Source organism: Sphingopyxis sp. (assembly GCF_050725615.1).
Classification (GTDB): Bacteria; Pseudomonadota; Alphaproteobacteria; order Sphingomonadales; family Sphingomonadaceae; genus Sphingopyxis.
Genome location: NZ_JBOHHU010000145.1, coordinates 1 through 5,503 on the forward strand (window position 1 = coordinate 1; position 5,503 = coordinate 5,503).

Genomic DNA, 5,503 nt, shown 5'->3' on the forward strand with positions numbered 1-5,503 from the left:
CCCTCCTAGGCTCTGGGATGCGCGCTCCGGTAAATGTCCAGCAAATGCGCCGCATCGACCGCCGTATAGACCTGCGTCGACGCCAGGCTCGCATGACCCAGCAACTCCTGCAACGACCGCAAATCGGCCCCGCCCGCCAGCAAATGCGTCGCGAAGCTATGCCGCAGCGCGTGCGGCGTCGTCCGCTCGGGCAATCCCAGCGCGCGCCGCGCCGACCGCACGCTCGCGCGCACCACGCCGGGCTGCAAAGGCCCGCCGCGCGCGCCGAGGAACAGCGGCACCTCCTTCGCCATCGGCCACGGACAGGCGGCGACATAACGCGCGACCGCTGCGGCGACCGCCGGCAGGATCGGCACCACGCGCGTCTTGTTCCGCTTGCCCGTCACGCGCAGCACATCGCCCAGCGGCAGCTCCGCCCCGGTCAGCGACAGCGCCTCGCCGATACGCAGCCCCGCGCCATAGAGCAGCAGCAACAGCGCGAAGTCGCGCGCCCCGACCCAGCCCAGCCGCGCATTGTCCTCGACATCCTGCGCCAGTGCCAGCGCTTCGGCGGGCGCGACCGGGCGCGGCAGCCCCTTTTTGACGCGCGGCCCACGCAGCGCGGGCAGCGTCGCCCCCTCGCCCCCGACGAAACGCAGAAACCCGCGCAACGCCGACAGTTCGCGCGCCGCCGACGCATTGCCCAGCCCCTCGGCGCGCCGCGTCGCGAGATAGGCACGCAAATCATTGGCGCTCGTTCGCCCCAGCATGCCCGCATCGACTTCGCCGCCATGATGCCTCGACAGAAAGGCGGCAAAGCGCGCGGCGGTCGCGACATAGGCGCGCCGCGTATGCTCCGACCGACGCCGCTCATGCGCCAGATGGGCATCCCAGTCGCGGATGATGTCTGAAGTCAAAGACCGCCCTTCAAATCCCGTTCGTGTCGAGCGAGGTCGAGACACGTTGGCGCCATGCCGCCCGTCCCTCGACTTCGCTCGGGACAAACGGTGCGGGGAGGTTAGTGGGTTTTCACCACCTCGGAAAGGATCGAGTCGAGCAGCAATATCCCGTCGTCGCTGACCGCCAGCCGATCCCCCACGACGCGCATCAACCCCAGGCCCGCCAGCCGCGCCACCGCCACATCGTCGACAAAGGCCTCGCGCCCCAGCCCGCTCCGCGCCTCGACCCGCGCCAGGTCGACGCCCTCGCTCAGCCGCAGCCCCATCAGCATCGCCTCGGTCGCGCGCTCGTGCGCGGGCAGGTCGCTCTCGACCTTCATCCCATGGCCGTTGCGCTCCACCGCCGCGATGAAATTTTCGGGCTTCTTGTGCCGCTCGGTCGCCTGAGCGAGCCGCCGTCCATGCGCCCCCGGCCCGACCCCGGCATAATCGCCATAGCGCCAGTATGTCAGATTATGCCGGCTCTCCTCGCCCGGCCGCGCATGGTTCGACACCTCGTAACGCGGCAGACCCGCTGCGCGCGTCATCGCCTGCGTCGCATCGAACAGGTCCGCCGCGGCGTCGCCGTCGGGAATGACGAGGTCGCCCTTCGCCGCCAGCGTCGCAAAGCGCGTCCCCGGCTCGATCGTCAGCTGGTACAGCGACAGATGCCCGGTCCCGAACGCCAGCGCCTCGCCCAGCTCCTTTTCCCAGTCGGCAAGTCCCTGCCCCGGCCGCGCATAGATCAGGTCGAAACTCGCGCGCTCGAAACAGGTTTGCGCCGCCGCAATCGCCCGCCGCGCCTCATCGCCGCTGTGCGCGCGCCCTAGAAATTCAAGGACTTGCGGGTCGAAGCTCTGCACCCCGATCGACACGCGATTGACCCCCGCCGCCGCCAGATCGGCGAAAGCGGCCACTTCCACCGAATTGGGGTTCGCTTCCAGCGTGATCTCGCAATCCTCCGCCAGCCCCCAAAGCGCCGCCGCCTCGGCAATCACCGCCGCAACGGTAGCGGGCGGCATCAGGCTCGGCGTCCCGCCCCCGAAAAAGATCGACGACACCGTCCGCCCCGGCAGCAACCCCGCCTCATGCCGCAAATCCGCCAGCAAAGCCGCCCGCCACACGTCCTGATCGACGCGATCGCGCACATGGCTGTTGAAGTCGCAATAGGGGCATTTGCTGACGCAAAAGGGCCAATGGACATAAAGGGCGAGCGGTTCGGTCACCATGCTGCGCCGTTCACTTTCGCACTTGGCGACGGCTCAGATATTCATCTTGGGCGCGGCGTTCCTCTTCCGTGTACGGCTCATCGAAGGCGTCTTCCGGCCAGATGGAATCGATCTCGGACCATATATCGTACAGATATTGAGCTTCTCTGAAGGATCGCGCACGAAAGCTGTGCACCGTGCGGCTGCTTGGCGACCGCCGCACATCATTGAATTCCTTGACCGCACCCATCTGCTGGCCAAGGTCATCTTCCCAAACTTCAATCAGCAGTTCGATCATTTTTCGGACCCGAAAGCCCCCGCTACCAGCTTGGCAAAAGCATCCGCCCGATGGCTGATCCGATGTTTCTCCGCCGGATCGATCTCCGCGAAAGTCAAAGCGTTACTAACCGGAACGAACACCGGATCATAACCAAAGCCCAGCTTCCCCCGCGGCGGCCAGGTCAGGCTGCCCTCCGCGGCACCTTCATAAACATCGGCATGCCCGTCGGGCCACGCCAGCGCCAGCGTGCACACGAAGCGCGCGCTGCGGTCCACGTCCGCGCCCTGCTCGGCGAGCAGCCCTTCGACCTTGCCCATCGCCAGATACCAGTCGCGCCCCGGATTGCCCTCGAACCGCTGCCGCTCGGCCCAGTCGGCCGTATAGACCCCCGGCCGCCCGCCGAGCGCCGCAACCTCGAGCCCGCTGTCGTCGGCGAGCGCGGGCAGCCCCGCGGCCGACGCGCTCGCATGCGCCTTCAGCAGCGCATTTTCGCGGAAGCTCGTCCCCGTCTCCTCGGGCTCGGGCAGGCCCAGGTCGCCCGCCGACACCGGCTCGATCTCGAACGGTTCGAGCAGCGCGCGGATTTCGCGCACCTTGCCCGCATTATGGCTCGCGATGACGAGCTTGCCGGGGACGAGCTTGCGGTTCACCTCAGCGCCCGACCGCCTTCGCCTGCGCGGCGAAGATGTCGGTGCAGCCGATGCGCGCCAGACGGAGCAGGCGCAGCAGGCCTTCCTCGTCATAGGTCGCGCCCTCGGCGCTCGCCTGTACCTCGACGATCTGGCCGCGCCCGGTCAGCACGAAATTGCCGTCGGCCTCGGCGACCGAATCCTCATCATAGTCGAGGTCGAGCACCGGCGTGCCCTTGTAGATGCCACACGAAATCGCCGCGACCTGGTCCTCGATCGGGTCGGTCGTGATCGCGCCCGACGCGATCAGCTTGTCGACTGCGAGCCGCAGCGCCACCCACGCGCCCGAGATCGACGCCGTGCGCGTGCCGCCGTCGGCCTGGATCACGTCGCAGTCGATCACGATCTGCCGCTCGCCGAGCTTCTGGAAATCGACCACGGCGCGAAGGCTGCGGCCGATCAGCCGCTGGATTTCCTGCGTCCGTCCCGACTGCTTGCCCTTCGCCGCTTCGCGGCTGCCGCGCGTGTGTGTGGCGCGGGGCAACATGCCATATTCGGCCGTCACCCAGCCCTGCCCCTTGCCGCGCAGGAAGGGCGGCACCTTCTCGTCGACGCTGGCGGTGACCAGCACCTTGGTGTTGCCGAAGCTGACGAGGACACTGCCCTCGGCATGGATGGTGAATTCGGTCTCGATGCCGATGGGACGCATCTGGTCGGGCGCGCGGCCGGAAGGGCGCATGGGGGATTCTCCTGTGAATATGTGCGGGGGCGCTTAGCGGCGCGCGGCGCGATTGGCCAGAAAAAGGACGTGTCAATTATCGCACAGCTTCCTAAGCTCGCTTCATGCGAAGCGGTTCGGCTCTGGCGATCATCACGGCGACGCTCATCGCGATCGGTGTTACATTGGGTGTCACGACATCGAGCCGCGATGGCGGCATCCCCTCGAACTTCAAGTCGATCACCTACACCCGCCCCGTCGAGCATGGCCAACTGGCGGTGTTCGGCGAATGCCCCCTCGCACAACAGATCGTCGTCGATGCCTCCGGGCGGGTCGAGATAATCTGGTATGTGCAGATGGCCTATCATCATGGGTGCGGTCGCGCCATGAACCCGGATTCGGACGCCGATCTTCAGGCCAGCTGGGACGAACCCATAATCGCGCGCCAATATTTGCAATTGCCAACTGCAACCAGCCTCCGTTTGCTCGATCAATTGGGAGGGCTGCAATGGCGGCCCGATTGGCAATCCCAAGGCGCCGTGCCGACTTCAAGCGTCGTCGGTTGCGACGATGAATATGACACCGCGATGGCGGACAGGTATCTTTTTGTAGAGGCAGAAAATAATCGTTTTGGCCTGCTTGCCATCTACGGCGCCGAGGCAAGTCGCTGGGGCAACGCCATCTGCGCAGAGAATCAGATCGCCATCGAAACAGCCCTGGATGGCGCCTTTGATCCGTTGATAAAACCGATCCCACCCTCAAAATATGATCTGCCACCTGCGATCGCAAAGCAGCTCGATCGTGGCCCCTGACGCTATCCGCTCAACCGCATCCTGAAAAAATCGAGGATTTCGTCGCGCGCCTGCGCCGTCGGCTGACCGGCCTCGTCGATCAGATGGATGGTGACGACGCTGTGCGGGTTCTTGTACGGCGTGTCGGGGTTGGCGGCGCTGTCGGGAAAGGTGCGGCCGATGAAGCGATCGCCAAGCGCATCCTCATAGGCCGCGAAGCGCGCCGCCTTGCAGAATTTGTCGCCCTCGAAGCGGTACGCGAGCACGGTCAGGTCCTCGGCCTCCATCCGCGCCTTCACTGCCGCCAGTTCGTCGGGGTGGATGTGCATCCCCGCCGCATCGTTCAGCGGCAGCGACGGCTGCGACAGCACCGGCGCGAGCACCGCGGGTTCGAGCATCATCGACAGCGCGAAATTGCCGGTGAAGCACATGCCGATCGCACCGACCCCCTTGCCGCCGCATTCCTGGTGCGCCTGCGCCGCGAGCGCGCGCAGCCATAAAGTCGCGGGCGAGCTTTCATTGGCCTGAAAGGCGCGGAACTGGCGGCTGATACAGGCACGGGGAAAGGCGCGCAGGAAACGTCCCGTCGTAATGACCCCGCCATCCACGCCGAAGATATGCGGCATATAGACGGTGAAACCGGCATCGCGGACCCAGCGCGCGAAACGCGCGACATGCGGGCTGATCCCGGGCATTTCGGTCATCACGATCACCGCAGGGCCGCTGCCCATCGTATAGACGCGGTGCTTGCGGCCGAGCAGCGCAATGCCGCGATGGTCGAAATCGTCGAGCGGGTCATCCTGGTCGAGCGGGCGTGTGGTCATGGCATTCTCCCCCCAAGCTGAAAGGCTAAATGCGGCGCTATCCGATTGCACCCCTTTTTCTTCGTCATTCCCGCGACGGCGGGAATCCAGCTTTTTCCTTCTTCGTGCCTTTGCGCCTTTGCGTGAGATTTTTCGG

The 5,503-nt window shown here is 65.8% G+C and carries 7 protein-coding genes; 1 reads left to right on the forward strand and 6 read right to left on the reverse strand.

All coding sequences use genetic code 11. The features are described 5' to 3' along the window. Positions 1-5 precede the first annotated feature (5 nt). From ACREB7_RS20375 to rph, 5 genes are all read right to left on the reverse strand, one after another. Complete coding sequence (locus tag ACREB7_RS20375; protein WP_431594082.1) at positions 6-896, reverse strand: tyrosine-type recombinase/integrase; 891 nt, start codon at positions 894-896, stop codon at positions 6-8. Positions 897-997: 101 nt separating this feature from the next. After that, positions 998-2,146 carry a radical SAM family heme chaperone HemW gene (gene hemW / locus ACREB7_RS20380; RefSeq protein WP_431594083.1) on the reverse strand — a complete coding sequence of 383 codons (1,149 nt, stop codon included), beginning with the start codon at positions 2,144-2,146 and terminating at the stop codon, positions 998-1,000. Between the two features lie 10 nt (positions 2,147-2,156). Then, a complete protein-coding gene (locus tag ACREB7_RS20385) occupies positions 2,157-2,423 on the reverse strand; it encodes a hypothetical protein (RefSeq protein WP_431594084.1) in 267 nt (88 codons plus the stop codon). Further along, a complete protein-coding gene (gene rdgB / locus ACREB7_RS20390) occupies positions 2,420-3,055 on the reverse strand; it encodes an RdgB/HAM1 family non-canonical purine NTP pyrophosphatase (RefSeq protein WP_431594085.1) in 636 nt (211 codons plus the stop codon). The genes ACREB7_RS20385 and rdgB overlap by 4 nt, the downstream gene beginning before the upstream one ends. 1 nt (position 3,056) lies before the next feature. Further along, positions 3,057-3,773: a ribonuclease PH gene (gene rph, locus ACREB7_RS20395; protein ID WP_431594086.1), complete on the reverse strand. Its 717-nt coding sequence runs from the start codon at positions 3,771-3,773 to the stop codon at positions 3,057-3,059. Positions 3,774-3,877: 104 nt separating this feature from the next. Here rph and ACREB7_RS20400 point away from each other — a divergent pair, with 104 nt between their 5' ends. After that, a complete protein-coding gene (locus ACREB7_RS20400) occupies positions 3,878-4,564 on the forward strand; it encodes a hypothetical protein (RefSeq protein ID WP_431594087.1) in 687 nt (228 codons plus the stop codon). Between the two features lie 2 nt (positions 4,565-4,566). Here ACREB7_RS20400 and ACREB7_RS20405 read toward each other — a convergent pair whose 3' ends face one another. Then, complete coding sequence (locus tag ACREB7_RS20405; protein WP_431594088.1) at positions 4,567-5,367, reverse strand: dienelactone hydrolase family protein; 801 nt, start codon at positions 5,365-5,367, stop codon at positions 4,567-4,569. Positions 5,368-5,503: the final 136 nt, after the last annotated feature.

Bases quoted from the DNA above. Each gene is read 5' to 3' on its own strand.
- hemW (WP_431594083.1), bottom strand. From the start codon at position 2,146: ATGGTGACCGAACCGCTCGCCCTTTATGTCCATTGGCCCTTTTGCGTC.
- ACREB7_RS20385 (WP_431594084.1), bottom strand. From the start codon at position 2,423: ATGATCGAACTGCTGATTGAAGTTTGGGAAGATGACCTTGGCCAGCAG.
- rph (WP_431594086.1), bottom strand. From the start codon at position 3,773: ATGCGCCCTTCCGGCCGCGCGCCCGACCAGATGCGTCCCATCGGCATC.
- ACREB7_RS20400 (WP_431594087.1), top strand. From the start codon at position 3,878: ATGCGAAGCGGTTCGGCTCTGGCGATCATCACGGCGACGCTCATCGCG.
- ACREB7_RS20405 (WP_431594088.1), bottom strand. From the start codon at position 5,367: ATGACCACACGCCCGCTCGACCAGGATGACCCGCTCGACGATTTCGAC.